The 22408-nt window shown below is 67.6% G+C and carries 21 protein-coding genes, 1 tRNA gene and 1 pseudogene; 16 read left to right on the top strand and 7 right to left on the bottom strand.

What is annotated here, in order from left to right:
* From QZ755_RS15150 to QZ755_RS15140, 3 genes and pseudogenes are all read left to right on the top strand, one after another.
* Positions 1-132 (top strand): annotated as a pseudogene (locus tag QZ755_RS15150) (alpha-ketoacid dehydrogenase subunit beta); the annotation flags it as partial.
* A gap of 6 nt (positions 133-138) precedes the next feature.
* On the top strand, positions 139-1467 hold the full coding sequence (locus QZ755_RS15145) for a dihydrolipoamide acetyltransferase family protein (protein ID WP_294324492.1): 1329 nt from the start codon (positions 139-141) through the stop codon (positions 1465-1467).
* Between the two features lie 78 nt (positions 1468-1545).
* Positions 1546-2235 carry a DUF4163 domain-containing protein gene (locus QZ755_RS15140; RefSeq protein WP_294324490.1) on the top strand — a complete coding sequence of 230 codons (690 nt, stop codon included), beginning with the start codon at positions 1546-1548 and terminating at the stop codon, positions 2233-2235.
* On the opposite strand, the gene QZ755_RS15135 is transcribed toward QZ755_RS15140, so the two are convergent.
* Positions 2139-4031, bottom strand: coding sequence for a DUF885 domain-containing protein (locus QZ755_RS15135; protein WP_294324486.1), 1893 nt, complete (start codon positions 4029-4031; stop codon positions 2139-2141). The two genes, QZ755_RS15140 and QZ755_RS15135, sit on opposite strands and share 97 nt — an antisense overlap.
* Positions 4032-4092: 61 nt before the next feature.
* Complete coding sequence (locus QZ755_RS15130) at positions 4093-4728, bottom strand: uracil-DNA glycosylase (protein ID WP_294324502.1); 636 nt, start codon at positions 4726-4728, stop codon at positions 4093-4095.
* An 82-nt stretch (positions 4729-4810) separates the two neighbouring features.
* Here QZ755_RS15130 and folK point away from each other — a divergent pair, with 82 nt between their 5' ends.
* Positions 4811-5287, top strand: a complete 477-nt coding sequence (gene folK / locus QZ755_RS15125) for a 2-amino-4-hydroxy-6-hydroxymethyldihydropteridine diphosphokinase (RefSeq protein ID WP_294324484.1) — start codon at positions 4811-4813, stop codon at positions 5285-5287.
* 15 nt (positions 5288-5302) lie between these two features.
* A tRNA-Lys gene (locus tag QZ755_RS15120) sits at positions 5303-5378 on the top strand.
* A gap of 34 nt (positions 5379-5412) precedes the next feature.
* On the opposite strand, the gene QZ755_RS15115 is transcribed toward QZ755_RS15120, so the two are convergent.
* Positions 5413-5946 (bottom strand): DUF3617 domain-containing protein, encoded by a 534-nt coding sequence (locus QZ755_RS15115; RefSeq protein ID WP_294324482.1) that lies wholly within the window; start codon positions 5944-5946, stop codon positions 5413-5415.
* A gap of 62 nt (positions 5947-6008) precedes the next feature.
* Here QZ755_RS15115 and QZ755_RS15110 point away from each other — a divergent pair, with 62 nt between their 5' ends.
* Complete coding sequence (locus QZ755_RS15110) at positions 6009-6692, top strand: phosphatase PAP2 family protein (protein WP_294324480.1); 684 nt, start codon at positions 6009-6011, stop codon at positions 6690-6692.
* Between the two features lie 72 nt (positions 6693-6764).
* Entirely contained in the window at positions 6765-7217 is a 453-nt protein-coding gene (locus QZ755_RS15105) for a hypothetical protein (protein WP_294324478.1), read from the top strand.
* A 435-nt stretch (positions 7218-7652) separates the two neighbouring features.
* On the opposite strand, the gene rnc is transcribed toward QZ755_RS15105, so the two are convergent.
* The 3 genes from rnc to QZ755_RS15090 all read right to left on the bottom strand — a co-directional run bounded on the left by rnc (position 7653) and on the right by QZ755_RS15090 (position 9602).
* Positions 7653-8369, bottom strand: coding sequence for a ribonuclease III (gene rnc / locus QZ755_RS15100; RefSeq protein ID WP_294324476.1), 717 nt, complete (start codon positions 8367-8369; stop codon positions 7653-7655).
* Positions 8318-9070 carry a signal peptidase I gene (gene lepB / locus QZ755_RS15095; protein ID WP_294324500.1) on the bottom strand — a complete coding sequence of 251 codons (753 nt, stop codon included), beginning with the start codon at positions 9068-9070 and terminating at the stop codon, positions 8318-8320. Before lepB ends, rnc begins: the two co-directional genes overlap by 52 nt.
* 259 nt (positions 9071-9329) lie before the next feature.
* Positions 9330-9602: a GIY-YIG nuclease family protein gene (locus QZ755_RS15090; protein ID WP_294324475.1), complete on the bottom strand. Its 273-nt coding sequence runs from the start codon at positions 9600-9602 to the stop codon at positions 9330-9332.
* Positions 9603-9776: 174 nt separating this feature from the next.
* On the opposite strand from QZ755_RS15090, the gene pgi reads away from it, so the two are divergent.
* Together pgi and gorA are read left to right on the top strand one after the other, a co-directional pair.
* The gene (gene pgi / locus QZ755_RS15085; protein ID WP_294324473.1) at positions 9777-11267 is read left to right on the top strand and encodes a glucose-6-phosphate isomerase; all 1491 of its coding nucleotides are present in this window, start codon (positions 9777-9779) and stop codon (positions 11265-11267) included.
* Entirely contained in the window at positions 11264-12613 is a 1350-nt protein-coding gene (gene gorA, locus QZ755_RS15080; RefSeq protein ID WP_294324471.1) for a glutathione-disulfide reductase, read from the top strand. The genes pgi and gorA overlap by 4 nt, the downstream gene beginning before the upstream one ends.
* Before the next feature lie 112 nt (positions 12614-12725).
* Here the strand turns inward: gorA and QZ755_RS15075 are convergent, their stop codons facing one another.
* Positions 12726-13991, bottom strand: a complete 1266-nt coding sequence (locus QZ755_RS15075) for a cation:dicarboxylase symporter family transporter (RefSeq protein ID WP_294324469.1) — start codon at positions 13989-13991, stop codon at positions 12726-12728.
* Between the two features lie 71 nt (positions 13992-14062).
* On the opposite strand from QZ755_RS15075, the gene glmM reads away from it, so the two are divergent.
* The 7 genes from glmM to QZ755_RS15040 all read left to right on the top strand — a co-directional run bounded on the left by glmM (position 14063) and on the right by QZ755_RS15040 (position 22401).
* The gene (gene glmM, locus QZ755_RS15070; RefSeq protein ID WP_294324499.1) at positions 14063-15403 is read left to right on the top strand and encodes a phosphoglucosamine mutase; all 1341 of its coding nucleotides are present in this window, start codon (positions 14063-14065) and stop codon (positions 15401-15403) included.
* Positions 15403-15579, top strand: a complete 177-nt coding sequence (locus QZ755_RS15065) for a DUF1272 domain-containing protein (protein WP_294324467.1) — start codon at positions 15403-15405, stop codon at positions 15577-15579. The genes glmM and QZ755_RS15065 overlap by 1 nt, the downstream gene beginning before the upstream one ends.
* A 166-nt stretch (positions 15580-15745) precedes the next feature.
* Entirely contained in the window at positions 15746-16900 is a 1155-nt protein-coding gene (gene thiD, locus QZ755_RS15060) for a bifunctional hydroxymethylpyrimidine kinase/phosphomethylpyrimidine kinase (protein ID WP_294324465.1), read from the top strand.
* Positions 16893-17486, top strand: coding sequence for a ribonuclease HII (locus QZ755_RS15055; RefSeq protein ID WP_294324463.1), 594 nt, complete (start codon positions 16893-16895; stop codon positions 17484-17486). Before thiD ends, QZ755_RS15055 begins: the two co-directional genes overlap by 8 nt.
* A gap of 207 nt (positions 17487-17693) precedes the next feature.
* Positions 17694-18815, top strand: a complete 1122-nt coding sequence (locus QZ755_RS15050) for a site-specific DNA-methyltransferase (RefSeq protein WP_294324462.1) — start codon at positions 17694-17696, stop codon at positions 18813-18815.
* Positions 18815-19891 carry a dihydropteroate synthase gene (folP, locus tag QZ755_RS15045; RefSeq protein WP_294324461.1) on the top strand — a complete coding sequence of 359 codons (1077 nt, stop codon included), beginning with the start codon at positions 18815-18817 and terminating at the stop codon, positions 19889-19891. The genes QZ755_RS15050 and folP overlap by 1 nt, the downstream gene beginning before the upstream one ends.
* A 170-nt stretch (positions 19892-20061) precedes the next feature.
* Positions 20062-22401, top strand: coding sequence for a hypothetical protein (locus QZ755_RS15040; protein WP_294324459.1), 2340 nt, complete (start codon positions 20062-20064; stop codon positions 22399-22401).
* Positions 22402-22408 lie beyond the last annotated feature (7 nt).

Genomic DNA, 22408 nt, shown 5'->3' with positions numbered 1-22408 from the left:
TTCCACCATCTCGAAGCGCCGATCGAGCGCGTGACCGGCTTCGACACGCCGTATCCGCACAGCCTCGAATGGGCGTATTTCCCGGGGCCGGTCCGCATCGGACAGGCGCTCAAGAAGATCATGCAGGACTGAACCGCCATGGCACGTTTCTCTTTCCGCCTGCCCGATATCGGCGAAGGCATTTCCGAAGCCGAGATCGTCTCGTGGCACGTCGCCGTCGGCGACCGCGTCGAGGAAGACGGCCGTCTGGCCGACATGATGACCGACAAGGCGACGGTCGAAATGGAAAGCCCGGTCGCGGGCACGGTGATCGAACTGGCGGGAGAACCGGGCGACCAGATCGCGATCGGATCGACGTTGGTGGTGATCGAGACCGAGGGTGAGGTCGTGCAACCGGCCGAACCCGAGCGCGTCGAGGCGGAAAATCCGGGCGTCGAGGAGATTGCGGCACAAGATCCTCCCCGGTACGGGGAGGGGGACCATGCGCAGCATGGTGGAGGGGGAGCGCCGCTGAACGCAACCCCCGCGAGCGTTCCGCAGGAGGCCACCCCCCTCCACCGTCCTGCGAACGGTCCCCCTCCCCGCGAGCGGGGAGGAGCTTTGGCCTCCCCCGCCGTCCGCCAGCGGGCAAAGGACCTCGGCATTGACCTGTCCGCGGTCCATCACGACGGCCCGCATATCCGCCACGCCGACCTCGACGCATATCTCCGCTACGGCAGCGCACAGGGCTATCGCGCTCCGCACGCCTCGCGTGCCCGACCGGACGAAGCGGTCAAGGTCATCGGAATGCGTCGTCGCATCGCCGAGAACATGGCGGCGGCCAAGCGGCACATCCCGCACTTCACCTATGTCGAGGAAATCGACGTGACGGCGCTGGAGGCGATGCGCGCCGACCTGAACGCCGGCCGGGGTCACCGGCCGAAGCTCACCATGCTGCCGCTGCTGATCGTTGCCATCTGTCGCACGCTGCCTGATTTCCCGATGCTCAACGCCCGCTATGATGACGAGGCGGGCGTCGTGACGCGGTTCGGACGGGTGCATCTGGGCATGGCGGCGCAGACCGACGCCGGACTCATGGTACCGGTGATCCGCGATGCGCAGGACATGAACCCGTGGCAACTGGCTGGCGAGATCGCCCGCCTTGCCGAAGCGGCGCGGACCGGCAAGGCGAAGTCCGAGGAACTGTCGGGCGGCACGATCACCGTAACGTCGCTCGGCCCCCTGGGCGGGATCGCGACGACGCCGGTCATCAACCGGCCCGAAGTCGCGATCATCGGCCCGAACCGCATCGTCGAGCGTCCGGTGTTCCGTGCGCGGGCGGGCGGCGGCGAAGAGATCGTCAAGGCCAAGCTGATGAACCTGTCGATCAGCTGCGACCACCGCGTCGTCGACGGCCATGATGCCGCCAGTTATGTTCAGGCGTTGAAGCGGTTGATCGAGACGCCGGTTCTGCTGTTCGCCGACTGACCCTCTGGTCATCGCCCGTACAGCCTTCCGGCGTCAGGATTGCCGGGACGGGAGGCTGTACGGATGATGCGACGGACGATGATGATGTTGGTGGCGATTGTCAGTGCGGCACCGGCCGCGCTGGCGCAATCGGCGGATTACGACTTCGCCTATGTCTACCCGCCACAGGTCGCCCGGATCGCACCGCTGAAGGTGTGGGTCGAGGCGGACAGGGCGAAGCTGCGCGCAAAGACCGCCTCCGATGCGGCGGCGTTTCGTCGCGAAACCCGTCGCGACGGATCGCCTTTCCGCAAATATGACGCGTCGAAGGAATGGCAGGTCGTGGCGGATACCCCGCGGTTCCTCAGTCTGTCGATGAGCGTCTATGGCTATACCGGCGGCGCGCACGGTTCGACCGGATCGGGCGGACTGTTGTGGGACAAGCGCGCGGGCAAGCGGCTCGATCCCAAGGCCGTGTTCGTGTCGGTTCCCGCGTTGCAGGCGGCGGTGGCGAAACCATGGTGCGCCTGGTTGCAGCGCGAGCGCGTCCGGCGACTCGGGTCGGCATCGTCCGAGGACGACATCTTCGGGAAATGCCCGGACGTGAAGGAACTGACGGTGCTGCTGGGATCGTCCAACGGCAAGGCGTTCGACCGCATCGGCCTGATAGCCGACCAATATGTCGCCGGTTCCTATGCCGAGGGGCCGTATGAATATACGCTGCCGGTGACGCCGGCCGTGTTGCGCGTGGTGAAGCCGGAATATCGCGCGGCGTTCATGGCGCGGTAATTCCTCCCCGCGGAGCGGGGAGGAATTACCGCGATCGCTTCGCCGAACATCAGCGCCCGCACGAACCGCACCGGCGGCGAACCGTGCGAAATCGCCGCGTCGTTGTAGCGCATCAGGTCGAACTTGCCGCCCGCCCGGCGCTGAGCCTCGCGCCGCATATCCATATGCTCGCTATAGCCGACGAAATAGCTGAGCAGCTGCGTCGACCCCAGCCGGGCGCGGGTCCATTTGCCCGCCGCCTCGCGCTCCTGCTGGAACGCGCCCTGCATCATCAGCTTCATCGCCTGCGCCTCGGTCAACCCTTCGGTATGGATGCCGATGTCGAGCAGGGTGTTGGTGATCGAGCGCATCCGCATCTTCAGCACGGTCAGCTTGAACAGGGGGTCGCCGTCCAGATAATCGGCATCGGCCATCATCCTCTCTGCATAGACGGCCCAGCCTTCGACGAACGGTCCCGACGACAGTACCGCGCGCAGCACCGACTTGTTCTCGTTGCTGTGCGCGATCTGGAGGTAATGGCCCGGCATCGCCTCGTGGATCGACAGGTCGTGGATCATATAGTCGTTATATTCGCGCAGGAACGAGGTCGTCTGCGTCTCGGTCCAGTCTGCCGGGATTGGCGACACGGCATAGAAGGTGCCTAGATTCTTTTCGAGCGGCCCCGGACTGTCGCAATAGGCGACCGACACGCCCTGCTGGAACTTGGGCATCTCGATGATCTGGACCGGGGTGGTCGGCACGCGGACCAGTTTCTTTTCGCGGACGAAGGCGGTGGCCTGCTCCAGCGTCGATCGCGCCTTGGCCATCACCTGCGACCGGGTCGGCCGGCGGGCGTAGCTCATCTCCAGCGCGGCCTCGATCGCCCTTTGCTGCTGGGCCGCGGTCGGCCTTGCCGGCGTCGGCGGTGCCTTGGGCCGGCCGCGCAGGACGAGGCGGGCAAGGCCGTACATTTCCGCCCGCGTGTCCGCGGCGGCGCGGACGGCGCGCGCCTTGATCTCGGTCCGCGAGAGGGGGGAGAGCAGGGCGAATTTCACCTTCTGGTCGTATAGCTCCGGGCTGAGGCGGAAATCCCCCTTGGCCGCCGGAACCAGCACCATGTCGAGCCAGCGTTGCTGTTCGGCGGTCGCGTTCTTCAGCGTCGCGACCGCGCGGTCGAAGCGCGCGCGATCGGCACGGCCCAGCGTCGCGCGGTGCGGCGCCAGCATCGTGTCGACGATCTGCAGCACGCCCGCATTCTGCCTGGCGACGGTGGTCGCATAGATCGCCGGCACGCGCGCTGGCACGATGCTCTCCCGCATCTGCGCGAACATCGCCGGGACCTGTTCCATCCGCTTCGTCGCCGAGCGCAGCCGCTGCGGCCAAGGCGCGAAATCGCGCGCGGCCAGCGCGTACAGTCCGCCCGAGATGGTACCTGCCGCGCCCTGCGGGTCCCACGCGAACGGCTGCAATTCTTCCAGCGTCCACAGCTGATAGCGCAATTCATTGTCGAGCAGCGCGGCATCGACCTGATCGTCGCGTGACAAGGATGCGCGGGGGATCGCGTCGAGTTCGCTCAGCGTCGCGCGCAGGAACGCCGCATCGCGTGCGCGCCCGGCGGCGGACAGGTCCTCCACCTGATCGTCATAGGCGTGGTTGCCGAGCGCGGTGGCATAGGCCGGATGCAGCCGCGCCATGCCGTCGAGATAGCGTTTCGCCAGCCGCGCGAAATCACCCGCCGGTCCGCTTTGCGCCAGTGCCGGAAAGCTGCCGGCAAGCGGCGCGAGCGCCATCAGCGCGACGAAGTGGCGACGATACATTCGATATTCCCCCAAGGTCTTCGGCACAGGCTATCGCGGTGGTGGCGCGGCACAAGCGCTTTTAGGCGACCCCGCCGACGTCGATGGCACGCGCGAAGACCTCGGCGAACATCTCGGGCGTCAACCGTCCGGTATTCTGGTTGTAGCGAGAGCAGTGATAGCTATCGATCAGCACAACCCCGCTTGGCATCCGATGCTCTGCCAGATGCCCGAACCGTGCCTTGGGCAGGCGGCCGCCCAGCGCCTTCACCGCCGACTGGTGCGCGACAGCGCCCAGCGCGACGACGACCCGCAGCGATGGCATCGCCGACAGGTCGGCGTCGAGGAACGGGCGGCAGGTGCGGATTTCCTCTGGCGTCGGCTTGTTCTCGGGCGGGAGGCAGCGGACGGCGTTGACGATGGCGATCCCCTTGGGAACCGGTGCGTCGCCGACCTTGCCGGCATAGGCCCCTTCCGCCAAACCCGCTTCGACCAGCGTGTTCCAGAACAGTGGCCCGGACCGATCGCCGGTAAAGGGGCGACCGGTGCGGTTGGCACCCTGCAAGCCGGGGGCGAGGCCGATGATCGCCAGCCACGGATCGGTGTCGGCGAGCGGCGGAACCGGGGCGTTCCACCAGTTCGGATGTTCGACGCGCAGGCTTTCGCGCAGCTGGACGAGGCGCGGGCAGAACGGGCAGTCGCGCGCGGGATCGTGCATGTCGGGGGCGGGGGCAGGGGCAGGGGCAGGGGCGGTGTCGGTGGGGGTAGCGGTTTCCATCCTCAGCCGATAGGCGCAGCCGATGACGACCTCAACCTATGCGATTGCGATCGGTTCGAACCGACCGGGCCGACATGGCGGTCCGGTCGCCGAAGTACGTGCCGCCATCGCCGCGTTGGCTGGCGTGCGCGCCATCGCGCCGATCGTGGCCAGCGCGCCGCTGGGGCCGTCGCTCAGGCGCTATGCCAACACCGTGCTGTTGTTGGATACGTCGCTGTCGCCGCCCGATATGCTTGCGCAGTTGAAGGTCATCGAACGCAGCTTCGGCCGGAGACGCGGCCGACGCTGGGGAGCGCGGGTGATCGACCTCGACATCATCCTGTGGTCGGGGGGCAGCTGGCACAGTCCCGGCCTTTGCGTGCCGCATATCGCGTTTCGCGAGCGGTCGTTCGTGCTCGGCCCGCTGCGGCACGTCGCACCCGACTGGCGCGATCCGGTGTCGGGACGGACGATCCGCCAGCTGCACCAACTGGTTGACCGCGCCCGTCCACGGGACTAGGGGCGGGGGCTTCGTGGGCCCGTAGCTCAGTTGGTAGAGCAACGGACTTTTAATCTGTAGGTCTCGGGTTCGAATCCCGACGGGCTCACCACATCCGCACCGCCGGGATTCTTCGGCGTTCGCCGTTACTTAGGCTCGCACTCACCGATGCGCTTGCCCTCGACATGGACCTTTTGCGACATCGTGGTCTTGCCGGTCATTTCCATCTGCTGATCGGTCGTGAAGCTGGTCGGCGTGAAGGTGCCGGTCGTCTTGCCCTTCATCTGCGTGTCGCCGGGCAGCTTGCAGCTGACTTCGCTTTCGATCTTGCCGCCGGCGAAGCTGTTGCTGGTGACGGTACAGTCCGCGCCGGACTGCTTCAGCATCTCCTCGGGACCCTTTGCCGCCTGTTCGGGCGTAATGCAGACGCTGGCGGTCTGGGCCGGCGGGTTGGCGGGCATTCCGGCGGGCATGTTCGCCATCTTCAGGTCGCTGACCTGCGTGCGGACCTCCCACTTGCCGGCTTGCAGCTTCGGCGTTTCGGCACCCGATCCGGTTTCCGAGGACACGACTTCACCGGTCGCGGAATTGCTGGTCAGGGTGGTCGAGCCGGTCTTCTGGTCGCCGCACGCCGACAGCGCCAATGCGCCCAGCGCCACAAGGGGGATCAGTTTCTTCACGCATCGCACTCCTGCTATGGTTTTCGGGCGTCACTTTATCGCGCTCCCGCGTTGCGACAGGCATGAGCGACACCCTTCGTCCTGAACCCCGCCCGTCCCGTCGCGTTCCGTGGAGCATCATCGGCATCGCCGCCGCCGGGTTCGTGCTGCTCACGCTGTTCTTCCTGGCGGACCGGGTGGTGGCGGGGAGCAGCTTCGCGTTCGACCGGCGGTTGTTGCTGGCGCTGCGCGGCGCCGATGGCGCGCCGGTCGCATCGGCGAAATTCACGTCGATGGTGCGCGACATTACGGCGCTCGGCAGTACGACGGTACTGGCGCTGGTCGTCGCCTTCGTCGCGCTGTTACTCGCCAGCGCCGGGCGGTGGCGGACAGGCGCGCTGGTCGCGGCGGCGTGTGCCGGCGGCAGCTGGGCCAATGTCCTGTTCAAGCACGCTATCGCCCGCACGCGCCCCGACCTGGTGCCGCACCTGATGGCGGAGACGTCGAACAGCTTTCCGAGCGGCCATGCTGCCAATTCGGCGATCGTCTATCTGACGCTGGCGACGCTCGCCTGGCCGTTGCTGCGCCAGCCGGCAGCGCGGGCGTTTGCGATGGGGTCCGCCGCGCTGCTGGTGGTCGCGATCGGGGTCAGCCGGGTCTATCTGGGCGTGCATTGGCCGAGCGACGTGCTGGCCGGCTGGTTGTTCGGCGCGCTGTGGGCAATCGGATGGTGGCGGATCGAATTGCGGGTCCTGGGCGGGCGGTAACGACGGAAACCTTTGCGAGCGGGCGCAGGGCGGGTTAGCGTTAGCGCAAACAACGATATGATGGAGGGATGGATGACGGCGAGAATCGCGCTGGTACTGGCATCGTTGGTGGCGGGTGCAGGCATCGCGCAGGCGCAGATCGCACCGGTCGGCGGCGCGCCGAGCAGCTCCCCCAATTCCGAGGACACGACGCACAGCGTCAACAACGACCGCGACCAGCAATTCGCGCTGGACAAGATCCGCGACGAAGCCGGCACGACCGTCGACGCCCGCGCGTCGCGCCGCAGTTCAAAAACGATCGTCGCGGCGACCGCCGCCGACCTGACCGTCGGCGCGTCGGTGTTCGACAAGACCGGCGTGGCGCTGGGCACGATCGAGGCGGTGAAGCCCGAGGGCGTGCAGTTGCTGGCAGGCAGTTCGCGGGCGATGGTCCCGGCGGACGTGTTCGGCAAGGTTCGCGGGAAACTGGTGCTGAACGTCACCAAGGCCGAGTTCGCGCAGCAGACGGGGGCTGGCGCGCGCTGATATCGCTTGGTTGACCCGAACGTCAGTCCGGTGAAGGCCGGGATTTCCGGGTGGCTGCTCGTACAAATAGCTGGACGAGGCCCAGCCTTCGCTGGTGTGACGTTTTGGGTGGGTCGGCGGCCGGCGGTTTTACAGAACGCGCTGCGCGTATCATGCGCTAGTCAAGAGCTGCGTACTCCCGCGCAGGCACAACCTCTGCGAAAGTCTCCGATCCGTACCCCGGCGAAGGCCGGGGTCCAGTTGTGGGACCTGAGTTAGATGCGGAAGAGCCTTCCCAACTGGACCCCGGCCTTCGCCGGGGTACGGTTAGGCGTCGGCTCTAATCCAGATTTCCGCCGAGTTCGTGCGCAGCTGGGGGTTCAGAGCAAAGGCAGGGCGGCGTTCGTGGCTCTGGGTCCCCGCCTGCACGATGATACCCGCACCGGGAAGCCCGTCCTACCCGCCCAGTTGCACCAGCAATGCCTGTGCCGCCAGCGTTTCCGCCTCTTGTTTCGACGTGCCCGTCGCTTCGGCCGCCGCCAGCTTGCCGATGGTCACGCGCACGGTGAAGCGCGGGGCGTGGCCGGAGCCGCTCTTGTCGACGATGGCATATTCGGGCGGGCGGCGGTTGTTGGCGGCGGCCCATTCCTGCAGCGCCGATTTGGGATGGCGCGGCACGCGCAGCTGCGCGTCGATTCGCGATCCCCACAGATCGCGCACCAACGTGCGGGCGGCGTCATGGCCATGGTCGAGGTAGAAGGCGCCGATCAGCGCTTCCATCACATCGCCCAGCACATTGTCGCTGTCGCCCGCGCCATCGTCGCGCGCCTGCTTGCCGAGCTTCAGATGCGGCACGACGCCGATGCCGCGGGCGATCTCCGCACAGACCGCGCCGGTCACCAGCGCATTGAACCGTTTCGACAGTGCGCCTTCGCTCTCCGCCGGGAAACGTTCGTACAACCATTCGGCGACGGCAAGCCCCAGCACGCGGTCGCCGAGAAATTCGAGCCGCTCATAAGTCGCCTTCGCGGTGCTGCCATGCGTCAGCGCCCGCGCATAATCGTCGATCCGGGTCGGCGCGCGGCCCAGTGCCTGCGCCACCCAGCCATGGAGGGCGTCGCTCAGAAGCCTTCCCCGATCCGGTGCCAGCGCGCGGCCGATACCCAGGTCCATGGCAGCAGCCACTGCGCCGAGCCATCGGTCGAGAAGAAGTTCACGACGGCCTTGCCCTCGATATTCTCCAGCGGAACGATACCGATGCCGCCGCCTTCGCGTGCCGGGAAGCGGCTGTCGGCGCTGTCGTCGCGATTATCGCCCATCAGGAAGGCGTGGCCGGCGGGCACGGTGAACACGCCAGTATCGTCGGCCTCGGTCGTGCCGAGGTCGAGGACGTTGTAGCTCTTGCCATTGGGCAGCGTCTCGCGGAACTGCGGATAGGCGCAGACCGGCTGGTTCGCGACGACCTTCTGGAAGCTGTAGTCGCAATCGGTATTGGGCGACACCGGCGCGATCCAGTCGGCGACGCGTTGCTTCGGGATCGCCTTGCCGTTCAGGAACAGCTGGCCGCCACGCATCTGCACCGTGTCGCCGGGGATGCCGATCACGCGCTTGATATAGTCCTGCTTCGCGGCCGGCGGTGCCTTGAACACCACCACGTCGCCGCGCGCGGGCGTGCGGGGCAGGATGCGGCCGGGGATCAGCGGGATGCCCCATGGCAGCGAATAGCGCGAATAGCCGTAGTTCCATTTGGTGATGAACAGATAGTCGCCGATCATCAGCCGCGGCTGCATCGACCCCGATGGGATCGAGAAGGGCGAGAACAGGAACGACCGGATGATAAACACCACGATGGCGAGCTTCAGCAGGAAGACCATCAGGTCGGCCCCCTCCGAACGCTTCGGCTTGGGGGCGGGCGCGGGCGGAGTCGGCGTGAGGGAAGCCGGTACGGGGTCGAGAGCCATGGAACGAGCCATGCTTGCGCCGGGGCGAGGCGTCAAGCGGGTTGGGGGTTTGTCCGATGGTCGGGCGGGAGCGGAGGGAGACCCCAGCCTTCGCTGGGGTAACGTTTGGGGCAATGGGGTGATGCGGCCCGTCATCTTTTCCTTGTTCGTCACCCCAGCGCAGGCTGGGGTCTCATTCGGCTAACACGATCCCGTCAAACAGGTCCCGCCATTCCGGGTTCGATTCAGCAATCAGTCGGTATTTCCATTCGGTTCGCCACGCCTTCAGCGCCTTCTCCCGCCGGATAGCGCTTCCGATGTCTTCGTGCCGTTCTGCCAGCACCAGCGTCCTGATCCCGTATTTCCGGCAATAGGCGGACCCCTCATCCCGTCGGTGTTGCCACACCCTCGCCGACAGATTCGAGGTCACCCCGACATAGGTCATGCCGAACGGGCGGTTCGCCATGATATAGGTTCAGCCGCCGCGCATCGGGTAGGCGTATCGTGATGCGGAGGGAGATGCCAGCCTGCGCTGGCATCACGTTGGGTGGAACGAAGTAGAAGACAGTGGACCTCCCCCCGGTCCCCGCTCTAGGGCAGCCCCATCCTAACCGACGACAGCACGAGGGACGATATGGCGATGCAGGACTGGTCCGCGATCGAGGGGCTTGGCAGCACGAAGCTCACCGAACTGTTCGCAAATGATCCCGACCGGCTGGCCAAGCTGACCGTCGATGTCGGCGGGCTGCATTTCGATTTCGCCAAGACGCACCTCGACGATGCCGCGATCGCGGCGTTCACCGGCCTTGCTGCCACGATGGATCTGGCCGGCAAGCGCGACGCGCTGTTCGCGGGGCAGGTGGTCAACGTGACTGAAGGGCGCGCCGCGACCCACACTGCCGAGCGGGGCGAAGGCAATCCGGACGATGTGGCGCAGGCGCGGGCGTTCCAGTCGCGGATGCGGCAGGTGATCGACGCGATCGAGGCGGATGCGTTCGGACCCGTCCGCCACATCCTGCACGTCGGGATCGGTGGATCGGCGCTTGGCCCCGACCTGATCTTCGATGCGCTGGGGCGTGACGAGGACAAGTACGATGTCGCGATCGTGTCGAACGTCGACGGGGTGGCGATGGAGGAGGCGGTTAAGGGGTTCGATCCCGCCGCCACGCTGCTGGTCGTCGCGTCCAAGACCTTTACCACGACCGAGACGATGCTGAACGCCGAATCGGCGATGGCGTGGATGCGCGAGGGCGGGGTGGAGGACCCGTTCGGCCGCGTGATCGCGCTGACGGCTTCACCGGACAAGGCGGTGGAATGGGGCGTCGATGAAACCCGCGTGCTGCCGTTCGCCGAGTCGGTCGGCGGGCGATACTCGCTGTGGTCGACGCTGGGATTCCCGTTCGCGCTGGCACTGGGGTTCCAGGCCTATGAGGAATTGCTGGAGGGTGCGGCCGAGATGGACCGCCACTTCCGCCTGACCGAGCCGGCGAAGAACGCGCCGGTGCTGGCCGCCTTTGCCGACCTCTACTACTCGCAGGTCAAGGGTTGCGAGACGCGGGCGACCTTTGCCTATGACGAACGGCTGCGGTTGCTGCCCTCCTATCTACAGCAGCTGGAGATGGAATCGAACGGCAAGTCGGTGACGGCGGCGGGCGAACCGCTGGGCCGTAATTCGGCGGCGATCACCTGGGGCGGGGTCGGCACCGATGCGCAGCACGCGGTGTTCCAGTTGCTGCACCAGGGCACGCGGATCGTGCCGCTGGAGTTCGTCGCGGTGATCGAGGCGGGCGATACGCTCGACCCGGCGCATCACCGGCAATTGCTGCTCAATGCCTTTGCGCAGGGTGCGGCGCTGATGGCGGGCAAGGCCAATGCCGATCCGGCGCGCGCCTATGCCGGCGACCGGCCGTCGACGGCCATCCTGCTGCAGGACCTCGACCCGCGCACGCTGGGCGCGCTGATCGCCTTTTACGAGGCGCGGGTGTTCGTGAACGCGGCGCTGCTGGGCATCAACCCGTTCGACCAGTTCGGCGTCGAACTGGGCAAGGAAATGGCGAAGGCAGCCGATCGGGGCGGTCAGACGTTCGATGCGTCGACCAACGACCTTCTGGCACGGGCGGGACTTGCATGAGCGACTATGATTACGACCTGTTCGTCATCGGCGCGGGATCGGGCGGCACCCGCGCCGCCCGCGTGTCGGCGGCGCATGGCGCGAGGGTGGCGGTGGCCGAGGAATATCGCGTCGGCGGGACCTGCGTCATCCGCGGCTGCGTGCCGAAGAAGCTGCTGGTGTATGGCGCACATTTCGCCGAGGATCTGCGCGATGCGAACGCGTTCGGCTGGGACGTGCCGCCGCAATGCGACTTCAGCTGGCCGCGCCTGCGCGACAATGTGCTGAGCGAGGTCGACCGGATCAATGGCGCCTATACCAGCACGCTGGAGAATCACGGCGTCGACATCCTGCACGAACGCGCGATGGTTACGGGACCGCATTCGGTTAGGCTGGCGAGCGGGCGCGAGGTGACGGCCGAGCGCATCCTGATCGCGGTCGGGGCCAAGCCGGCGGTGCCGACCTGCCCCGGTGCGGAACATGGCATCACCTCGAACGAGGCGTTCCACCTCGACGCGATCCCGAAGCGCATCCTGATCGCGGGGGCGGGCTATATCGCCAACGAGTTTGCGGGCGTGTTCCACCAGTTCGGCGCGCACGTCATCCTCATCAACCGCACCGACGTGATCCTGCGCGGCTATGACGAATCGATCCGCGACCGGTTGCTGCAGATTTCGATGACCAAGGGCATCGAGTTCCGCTTCCATGCCGAGTTCGAGGGCATCGAGAAGGGCGAGGATGGCTGCCTGACCGTCAAGATGTCGAACCATGAACCGGTGACGGTCGACATGGTGATGTTCGCCACTGGCCGCGTGCCCAATACCGAGGGGCTGGGGCTGGAGAGCGCGGGCGTCGAGCTGGACGACAAGGGCGCGGTCAAGGTGAACGACCAGGCGCAGTCGTCCTGCCCGTCCATCTATGCGGTGGGCGACGTCACCAACCGGGTGCAACTGACGCCGGTCGCGATCCGCGAGGGCCAGGCGTTCGCCGACCGCACCTATGGCGGCAAGGATGTCACGCTCGATTACGACTGCATCCCGAGCGCGGTGTTCAGCCATCCGCCGATGGCGGGCGTCGGCATGACCGAGGGCGAGGCGAAGACCAAGCTCGGGTCGGTCAAGGTCTACCTGTCCGACTTCCGCCCGATGAAGAACGTGCTGGCCGGCCGCAACGACCGCGCGCTGTACAAGATGATCTGCGAGGAAACGACCGGGCGGATCGTCGGGCTGCACATGATCGGGCCGGATGCGCCGGAGATTTTGCAGGCGGCGGCGATCGCGGTGAAGGCCGGGCTGACCAAGGACCAGTTCGACCAGACGGTGGCCTTGCATCCGACGATGGCGGAAGAACTGGTGCTGATGAAGTAACATACGTCACCCCAGCGAAGGCTGGGGTCTCCCGCGGCGAGGCGCGCGTTCCGTTACCGGGAGATCCCAACCTTCGCTGGGATGACGTTCGCGGCCGGGCGGGCGGGCTTGGTCAGCTCTCCGCCAGAATTACATCGGCCTCGCTCGTCGCCGAGCCGCCGACGCGTTCGCCGATCGTCGCGGTGACCGCGACATTCATCGTCACGTTGCCCAGCGTCCGTACGATGTCCGGCAGCGTCTCCACCGCGACCAGCAGCGCCAGCGGCTCGACCGGTACCCCCATCGCGACGGCGATCGGCGCGATCGAGGAGACGAAGCTGATCTGCCCCGGCAGGCTCGCCGCGCCCATCGTCGTGATCGCGCCCGCCGCAATTCCTGCCGCGATCTGTCCGGCGCCCAGCGGCACGCCGAACACATGCGCGACGTAGAGCGCGACGCCGAGGTTCATTGCCGGCCCCGTAGCCCGGAACAGCGCCACCGCCATCGGCAGCACCACGCCCGACGTCGCCACCGGCACGCCGACATCGCCCGCGCCCTTCAGCATCGCGGGGAGCGAGGCGAGCGAGCTTTGCGTCGAGATCGCCACCGCCTGTGCCGGCGCAGTCGCCTTCAGGAAGCGGCTGATCGGCACCCGCCCGCCGAAGCGCGCCAGCGGATAGGCGAGCAGCCAGATGCCGAGGCCTACGCTCATCAGCACCAGCACATAATGGATCAGCGCGCCGAACGCCGCCGTGCCCGCCCGCGCGCCGACGACATAGCCCAATGCGAACACGCCGATCGGCCCCAGCCACAACACCCAGTTGATGACGATCAGCATCGTGTCGGCAATCGCCTGGAAAAGGCGCACCAGCACGCCGCGATTGTCCTGCGGCAGGCGGGTCAGCGCAAAGCCGAAGACGAGGGTGAACAGGATCAGCGGCAGGAACTGGTCGTTCGCTGCCGCCGAAACCGGGTTGGTCGGCACAATCGCGACGAGGAAGTCGGTGAACGGCGGGACCTTTGCCGCCGGGGCGGCGGTGCCAAAGGTCGATCGCAGTGCTTCGGCCGCCGTGTTTCCCAAGGGAAACAGGTCGAGCAGCGTCAGCGTGAACAGCGCGCCCAGCGCCGAGGAGGTCCACAGGATCGCGATGAACAGCAATAGCGAACGCGTGGCGATCCGCCCGGCGCGCGCGGCTTCCGCCGTCTGGGCGATGCCGGTGATCAGCAGCGACACGACCAGCGGCACGATGGTCATGCGCAGCGCGTTGAGCCACGCCGTGCCGATCGGTTCGGCGATGGCGATGCCCGAAACGGCCGTGTCGGGCGATTGTCCCGCCAGCACCACGCCCAGTGCCAGCCCTGCACCCAGTCCCGCCAATATTCGTGTCGCCTGCGACATGCTCGCCCTTTTGCAAAAGTGGCGGTAATACCCCGCCCAACCGAACGCTCAACCTGAAGGCGTATGTGACGATGGCAAGGAAATATTTCGGCACCGACGGTATTCGCGGCCTGACCAACACCAAGCCGATGACTGCCGAGATGGCGATGCGGATCGGCATGGCGGCGGGCGCGCACTTCCGCCGGGGCGACCACCGCCACCGTGTGGTGATCGGCAAGGACACGCGCCTGTCGGGCTATATGCTGGAAAATGCGATGGTCGCGGGCTTTACCTCGGTGGGCATGGACGTGGTGCTGGTCGGGCCGCTGCCGACCCCGGCGGTCGCGATGCTGACCCATTCGATGCGCGCCGATATGGGCGTGATGATCTCTGCCAGCCACAATCCGTATCAGGACAATGGCATCAAGCTGTTCGGCCCGGACGGATACAAGCTGTCCGACGCCGACGAACTGGCGATCGAGGAACTGATCGACAGCGAGATTGAGCTGTCGGCGCCGGGGGACATTGGTCGCGCCAACCGGATCGAGGATGCGCGCGGACGCTATATCCACTTCGCCAAGTCGACCTTCCCCGAAAATCTGCGGCTCGACGGCATGAAGCTGGTCGTCGATTGCGCGAACGGCGCGGCCTACAACGTCGCCCCGTCGGCGCTGTGGGAACTGGGCGCGGAGGTGATCGCGATCGGCGTGACCCCCAATGGCAAGAACATCAACGACCGGGTGGGGTCGACCGCGCCGCAGACCCTGTCCGAAACCGTCGTCGCATCGGGCGCGCAGGTCGGGATCGCGCTGGACGGCGATGCCGACCGGCTGATCGTCGTCGACGAAGCGGGCAAGGTGATCGACGGCGACCAGCTGATGGCGACCATCGCCGCCAGCTGGGCGCGGGCCGGGCGGCTGAAGGGCGGCGGGCTGGTCGCCACCGTCATGTCGAACCTGGGGCTGGAGCGGCATCTGGCGGCGCAGGGTCTTGGTCTCGTCCGCACCGCCGTGGGGGATCGTCATGTCCTCGAAAAGATGCGCAGCGCCGGGTATAATGTCGGTGGCGAACAGTCGGGGCATATCATCCTGTCCGACTATGCGACGACCGGCGACGGGCTGGTCGCGGCATTGCAGGTGCTGGCCGAGATCAAGCGCGCCGGCGCGCCGGCGAGCGAGGTGCTGCACCGCTTCGACCCGCTGCCGCAGCTGCTCAAGAATGTCCGCTTCGCCGGGGGCAAGCCGCTCGACGATCCGCGAGTGAAGGATGTGGTCGCCGGCGTCGAGGCCGAACTGTCCGGGCGCGGACGGCTGGTGCTGCGCGCGTCGGGGACCGAACCGGTGATCCGGGTGATGGCCGAGGGCGAGGATGCGGCCCATGTCGAACAGGTTGTCGATCGCATCTGCGACGCGGTGCGGCAGGCGGCGGCCTGATGCTGGCGATGAAACCCGCGTGCGAGCGGTGCGAGGTGCCGTTGCCCGCGGCGGCGCATGGCGCGTTCATCTGTTCGCGCGAATGCACCTTCTGCGCGGATTGTGCCGACGAGCTGGACGAGGTCTGCCCGAATTGTCGGGGTGAGTTGGTGGATCGCCCGACGCGCCGCAAATAATTCTCCCCGGCACGGGGAGGGGGACCGTCCAAAGGACGGTGGAGGGGGGTGTCGGCGCAACGCAACGGTTCCGTATGCGGCCAACCCCCTCCACCAGCTTAACTGGTCCCCCTCCCCGTGCCGGGGAGGACTTTCAACGTCTTCCCGCCGCTGCTAACCCCACCCTATGACCACACCCCGTATCCTGATCGTCGCCGGTTCCGATTCCGGCGGGGGCGCCGGTATCCAGGCGGATATCAAGACCGCGACAATGCTGGGCGCGCACGCGATGACGGCGATCACCGCGGTCACCGCGCAGAACACACTGGGCGTCGATGCAGTGCATCCGATCCCGACCGACATGGTGATGGCGCAGATCGATGCCGTGGTGCGCGATATCGGCGTCGATGCGGTGAAGATCGGCATGATCGGATCGGCGCGCACCGCGCACGCATTGGCCGACCGGTTGCGCGACCTGCCCGGCGTGCCGGTGGTGTTCGACCCGGTAATGATCTCCACCAGCGGCGCGCGGCTGGCCGATGAGGCCACGGTCGCGGCGTTCGAACGGTTGATGGCGGTGGCCACGGTGGCGACGCCAAACCTGCCCGAACTGGCGGCGCTGGGCGGCGTGGGCGAGGTGCTGTCGCGCGGTTGCGCGGTGCTGGAAAAGGGCGGGCACGGCGAGGGCGAAGTGCTGGTCGACCGGCTGCATCAGCGCGGAAACGGCGCGGCCCCGCGGGTCGAATGGTCCAGCCCCCGTATCGACGGCATGGCGACGCACGGCACCGGCTGTACCCTGTCGACTGCGATCGCGTGCGAACTGGCGAAGGAATGGACGCTGGTCGAGGCGATCGGCCGCGCGCGCAGCTTCGTGCGGATCGCGATGCTGGGCGCCGACGAACTGGGGCGCGGGGCGGGGCCGATGGCGCAGCAGGGGGTGCGGCTGGACCTCAACCAGTCGCGCTGGTCGCCGATGCTGAACCAGGTGACGGTGCCGGCGACCGACGTCCCGGCCAGCGAGCATTTCTATCGCTTGCTGGGATTGAAGGCGATCGTACGTTCCAGCCGCCGCTATGCCCGGTTCGAGAGCGAGGGCGGGGCGACGTTCTCGATCGAGATGACCGAGGAGCGCAAGGTCCCGGCGGTCTATTTCGAGGTCGGCGACCTGCACGTCGTGGTCCATTATCTGAAAGGGCAGGGCCTGTCGTTCGCGCAGGAGCCGATCGACCGGCCGTGGGGCTGGCGCGAAGCGCGACTGTTCGATCCGGCGGGCAACGAAGTGTGCCTGTACCAGGCGGGCGAGATGCGGCGTTTCCCGCCGTGGCGCATTGCCGATGCCTGATTTTTCCCACGAGGCCCGCCATGCCGGGCCGGTGGCGGGGGTGGACGAGGCGGGGCGCGGGCCACTGGCCGGGCCGGTGGTCGCCGCCGCCGTCATCCTCGACCGCGAGTGCGTGCCCGAGGGGCTGAACGATTCCAAGCAGTTGAGCGCGAAGCGGCGCGCGGCGCTGCACACGCGGCTGCTGGACTGCGCGACGGTGGGCGTCGGGATCGCCAGTGTCGAGGAAATCGACCGGCTGAACATCCTGTGGGCGACGATGCTGGCAATGGAACGCGCGGTCGATGCGCTGGGTATCGCGCCGGCCATGGTGCTGGTCGATGGCAATCGCTGTCCGAACTGGCGGCATCCGAGCGTCGCGGTGGTCGGTGGCGATGCGATCAGCCTGTCGATCGCCGCCGCGTCGATCGTCGCGAAGGAGGTGCGTGACGCGGTGATGGTCGCGGCGGACCGGGAATATCCGGGCTATGGCTGGGCGTCGAACAAGGGTTATGGCGCGAAGGTGCATCTGGAGGGGTTGCGCACGCTGGGCGCGACGCCGCTCCATCGGCGCAGCTTCGCACCGGTGGCGAAGGCGCTGCTTCTCTGACGATCTTCCCGTGCCGGAGAAGATTTGCGGTGAGTTGAGTGCTACCAGATATGGAGTCTGGGGCGGGGCGGTACGCTCAATATCTGCCATGCGCCGACTCGATTCGTCGCCGTAACGAATCCGGCTGCTCTCAGGAGTCAAGCATTACCTCTTGACCGCGACTCGTGGATTCCGCGAGATGGCGGCAATGCAAGGGGAATGACGACGATGGTGGCAGTGAAAACCCGGCGGAAGAAGGCAGCGACCAAGGCGGTCACGCTGCCGCTCGACCGGATCCTGATGGACGATTGCATCGAGGCGATGCGGTCGCTGCCGGCCAAGTCGATCGACTGCATCTTCGCCGATCCGCCGTACAACCTGCAGCTGGGCGGCGACCTGTTGCGGCCTGATGGCAGCCAAGTCGATGCGGTCGATGACGATTGGGACAAGTTCGACAGCTTCGCCGCCTATGATCGCTTCACCAAGGCGTGGCTGAAGGAAGCACGCCGCATCCTGAAGCCCGACGGCACGATCTGGGTCATCGGCAGCTATCACAATATCTACCGCGTCGGATCGATCGTGCAGGACCAGGGCTTCTGGATCCTGAACGATATCGTGTGGCGCAAGTCGAACCCGATGCCGAATTTCAAGGGCACGCGCTTCACCAACGCGCATGAGACGATGATCTGGGCATCGATGGGGGAGAAGGCGCGCTATACCTTCAACTATCGCCAGATGAAGACGCTGAACGACGAGTTGCAGATGCGATCGGACTGGGAATTTCCGATTTGCGGCGGGCAGGAGCGGCTGCGCAAAGAGGGCACGAAGGTCCACCCGACGCAGAAGCCCGAGGCGCTGCTGTACCGCGTGTTGCTGGCATCGACCAAGCCGGGCGACGTCGTGCTGGACCCGTTCTTCGGCACCGGCACCACCGGCGCGGTCGCCAAGCGGCTGGGGCGGCATTTCATCGGGATCGAGCGCGACGCGACCTATGTCGAAGCGGCGACGGCCCGGATCGAAGCGGCGCTGCCGCTGGATGAATCGGCGATCCGCGCGATGCGTGCGCCGACCAAGCCGCCGCGCGTGGCGTTCGGCGTGTTGGTCGAAAACGGCCTGTTGCCGCCGGGGTCGGTGGTGACGGACAGCAAGCGGCGCTTCCGTGCGACGGTTCTGGCCGATGGCTCGCTGCTGTCCGATTGCGGGGCGGCGGGGTCGATCCACAAGCTGGGGTCGACGCTGCAGAATGCGCCGTCGTGCAATGGCTGGACCTTCTGGCACACCGAAGGGCCGAAGGGGCTGGTGGCGATCGATGCCCTGCGCCAGCAATGGCTGCTCGCGACGCAGCCCTGATGTACCTGCGCCCGGTCCGCTTTGTCGACACGCCGGTCGGGCTGCCCGATGGCGGGGCGCTGCGGCTGGCTGGGGGAATGCTGTGGTTCGCGGCCTATGAGGTACGCGACCGGGCGGGGCTGCGGGTCACGGTGCCGGTCGAGACGTTCGCCGACTGGACCGCGACACTTTCGCCGGAACGTGCCGAGCGGGCGCGGTTGTTGCACCGGCGGATCACGGACGCCCGGCCGCCGCTGACGCTGGGCGAGCGGGTGTTGCGGTTCGATCAGCCGCAGGTGATGGGGATACTCAACGTCACGCCCGACAGTTTTTCGGATGGCGGCGCGCATGTCGGCGATCCGGCGGGCGCTGCGGCAGCAGGCGTCGCGATGGCGGCGGCGGGCGCGGCGCTGATCGATCTGGGCGGCGAGTCGACCAAGCCCGGTGCGGCGACCGTGTGGGAAGGCGACGAGATCGCTCGTGTCGTGCCGGTCGCTGATCGGCTGGCGGCAGCCGGGGTCGCGGTGTCGGTCGACACGCGCAAGGCGGCGGTGATGGAAGCGGCGCTGGCGGCGGGGGCGCAGATCGTCAACGATGTCGCGGCGCTGGCCTATGACCGCGAGGCGCTGGGTGTGGTTGCGGCGCGTGGGTGTCCGGTCGTGCTGATGCATTCGCCCGCACCGGCGGAGGGGCCGCATGGCGGGAACGGCTATGGCGACCCGCTGCTCGACGTGTTCGACTGGCTGGAGGCACGGGTCGACGCGGTGGTCGCGGGCGGGGTCGATCGCGCGAAGATCATCGTCGATCCGGGGATCGGGTTCGGCAAGGCGCTGTCGGACAATCTGGCGCTGGTGAACGGACTGGCGCTGTTCCATGGGCTTGGCTGTCCCGTGCTGCTGGGCGCCAGTCGCAAGCGGATTATCGGCGCGCTGTCGAACGAGGCGCCGGCCGACCAGCGGCTGGGCGGATCGGTCGCGCTGGCACTGGCCGGGGTCGAGCGCGGGGCGCAGATCGTGCGGGTGCATGACGTCGCGGAGACGGTTCAGGCGATCCGGGTGTGGCGCGGTTTGCGGGATGCGGCTTTGGTTGCGGGGTAGGCACCCCCGTCAGTCCCGCGCAGGCGGGAGGCCATATCCGCAACCGTATCGACCCCATCGAAACGCTGGCGGTTATGGATTCCCGCCTTCGCGGGAATGACGCCAGCAGTAGGTTTAGGCGCCACCAAGCCGGTGGATCAACCCGCTCCCCCTCCGCTATAGCGCGCACCATGGTTCGCCTATTCCTGTTCCTCGCTGCGCTGTCGGCGCTGTTTGCCGGTCCGGCGCTTGCCCAGCAGAACGGGTTCGACCTCGACGGGCCGGAAGTGGCGGTCAGCGTCACGCGGGGCGGGGTGGAACTGCCGGTAGCGGCGGTGCCGGCGCTGCGCGGTGGCGACACGCTGACCGCCCGCGCGCTGCTGCCCGCCGATCAGTCGGCGCGGTATCTGCTGGTCGTCGCGTTCCTGCGCGGGGCGACCAATCCGCCGCCCAAGAACTGGTTCTTTTCGGTCGAGACGTGGAAGCCGAAGAAGGACGTGCTGACCTTCACCGTTCCGCAAGGTGCGGAGCAGGCGATCCTGTTCCTCGCCCCCGAAGCGGGCGGCGGCTTTTCGGCGGTGCGGGGAGCCGTGCGCGGGCGGCCGGGGGTGTTCGTGCGCGCGGCGCAGGACCTGTATCAGGCATCGCTCGACCGGCAGCGGCTGGACGCGTTCGTCGGCGCGATCGGGCGGATCGGCGATGCCGCGCCCGAACGGCTGGCGACCGCCGCGCCGGTGCTGGCCGAGGCGCTGCGGATCAAGCTGAACGCCGATTGCCTGTTGAAGCAACGCACGCTGCAGGCGGCGTGCCTGACCCAGCAGCGCGACGCGCTGGTGCTGCAGGCGCAGCGGGGGGCGACGCTCACCGAGACGCTGACCGGGGCGCCGGTCGATATCGCCTACCGGGTGGCGGCGACGCGCGAGGGCGGGGCAGGGTATTACAGCCCCTATATCGGTTTGGCCCGCGACCTCGCCCGGTTGTTCGGCGCGTTTCGCAGCGCGCAATATCAATATCTGCCGGCACTGGCGCTGGGGCAGGGAAAGGCGATCCACCTGCAGCTGAACAGCGCGCCGTCCTTCCAGAATCCGCGATCGGTGCTGGTCGCTCCGCTCCCGCCGATCGGCGACGCCCCGCCGCCACTGTGGCGATCGGCCGCGCCGGGGGCGTTGTGCCTGGCCAGGCCCGACCTCGTGCTGCCGCTGGACGATGCAGCGTTGCTGTTCGCGACCGATTATGCCCGCGACCTGACGCTGAAGGTCACGGCGGTGGACGGCAAGGTGTCGCTGTTGAAGCTGACCCCCGATGCCGAGCGCGGCGGGCTGGTGCCGAGCGGCGGCGTGACGGTCACCGGGCCGATCGGCGAGGCGGTGGTGCAGGGAAGCTGGGGTTTCGACCGGTTCAGCGGGCCGCGCGTACCCGCGCAGATCGATGGGCCGGGGGCATGGGCGCCACAACCCGATGCGAATGTCATCGTCGGGCGTGACCATCCGCTGGTGCTGCGCGGCGGCGCGGCGGCGTGCGTTTCGGCCCTGACACTGCGCGATGCGGGCGGCCTCAGCCGCTCGATCAGCTGGAAGGCGGCGGGCGCGGACGGGATCGAGGCGACGCTGCCGCTCGGCAAGACGCGGCCGGGGCCACTGACGCTGACGGTCGTGCGCCACGGTGCGGTCGCCCCGGACCAGATTGCGCTCAACGGGCGGGCGGAACCGAGCCGGCTCGACCGGTTCACCGTCCATCGGGGGGATAGGGACGGCGTGCTGGAAGGCGCACGGCTGGACCAGGTGGCGGGACTCACGCTGGGCGGTACGCGCTTTGCGCCGGGCACACTGACTCGGGCGGGCGATGGCGACCGGCTGGTGCTGACGGCCGAGCAGTCGCCTGATGAAACTGCCGATACGACCGCTGGCGTGCAGCTGCGCGATGGGCGCAGCGCCAGTGTGCCGGCGACGGTCGCGCCGGCGCGGCCGGTGGTGCAGTTGCTCGACCGGCGGGTGGCGTATGATCCACCGGCAGGCGCACGACCGATCGTACTGCCAGACGCGCTGGTGCCGACAGCCGCCGCTTTGACCTTTTCCGCGCGGGTAACCGGGGGACTGGACGGGCCGGAAGACGGGATCGAGATCGCGGCGGGCGATGCGACTAAGCGGCTGACCATCGCGTCGGGCGCGGTGCAGCAGGTCGGCGGCGACGTGCTGGTGACGACGATCGCACCACAGGCCGCGTTCGGACCGGCCGTGTCGGGCGACCTGCGCGTGCGGGCGTTGCGCGGCGGTGCGGCGGGCGACTGGCAAACGCTGGCAAGGCTGGTACGGCTACCGGTACTGACCGCGATCGACTGTCGCGACACCTGCACCGTGACCGGCCGCGACCTGTTCCTGGTCGCGGCGATCGGGACGTCCCCCGACATGGCCGGAGCGGCCACGCTGCCGGGCGGGTTCGTCGGCACGTCGGTTTCGATCCCGCGCGGCGGCGACGGGACGCTCTACCTGAAGCTCCACGACGCAGGCGACGCGGTGCTGCAAGTTAAGTGACCCGTCC

Origin of the sequence: uncultured Sphingomonas sp. (genome assembly GCF_913776855.1) — a bacterium.
In the GTDB taxonomy this organism is placed as follows: Bacteria; Pseudomonadota; Alphaproteobacteria; order Sphingomonadales; family Sphingomonadaceae; genus Sphingomonas.
This window is presented reverse-complemented; position numbering and strand designations above follow the sequence as displayed.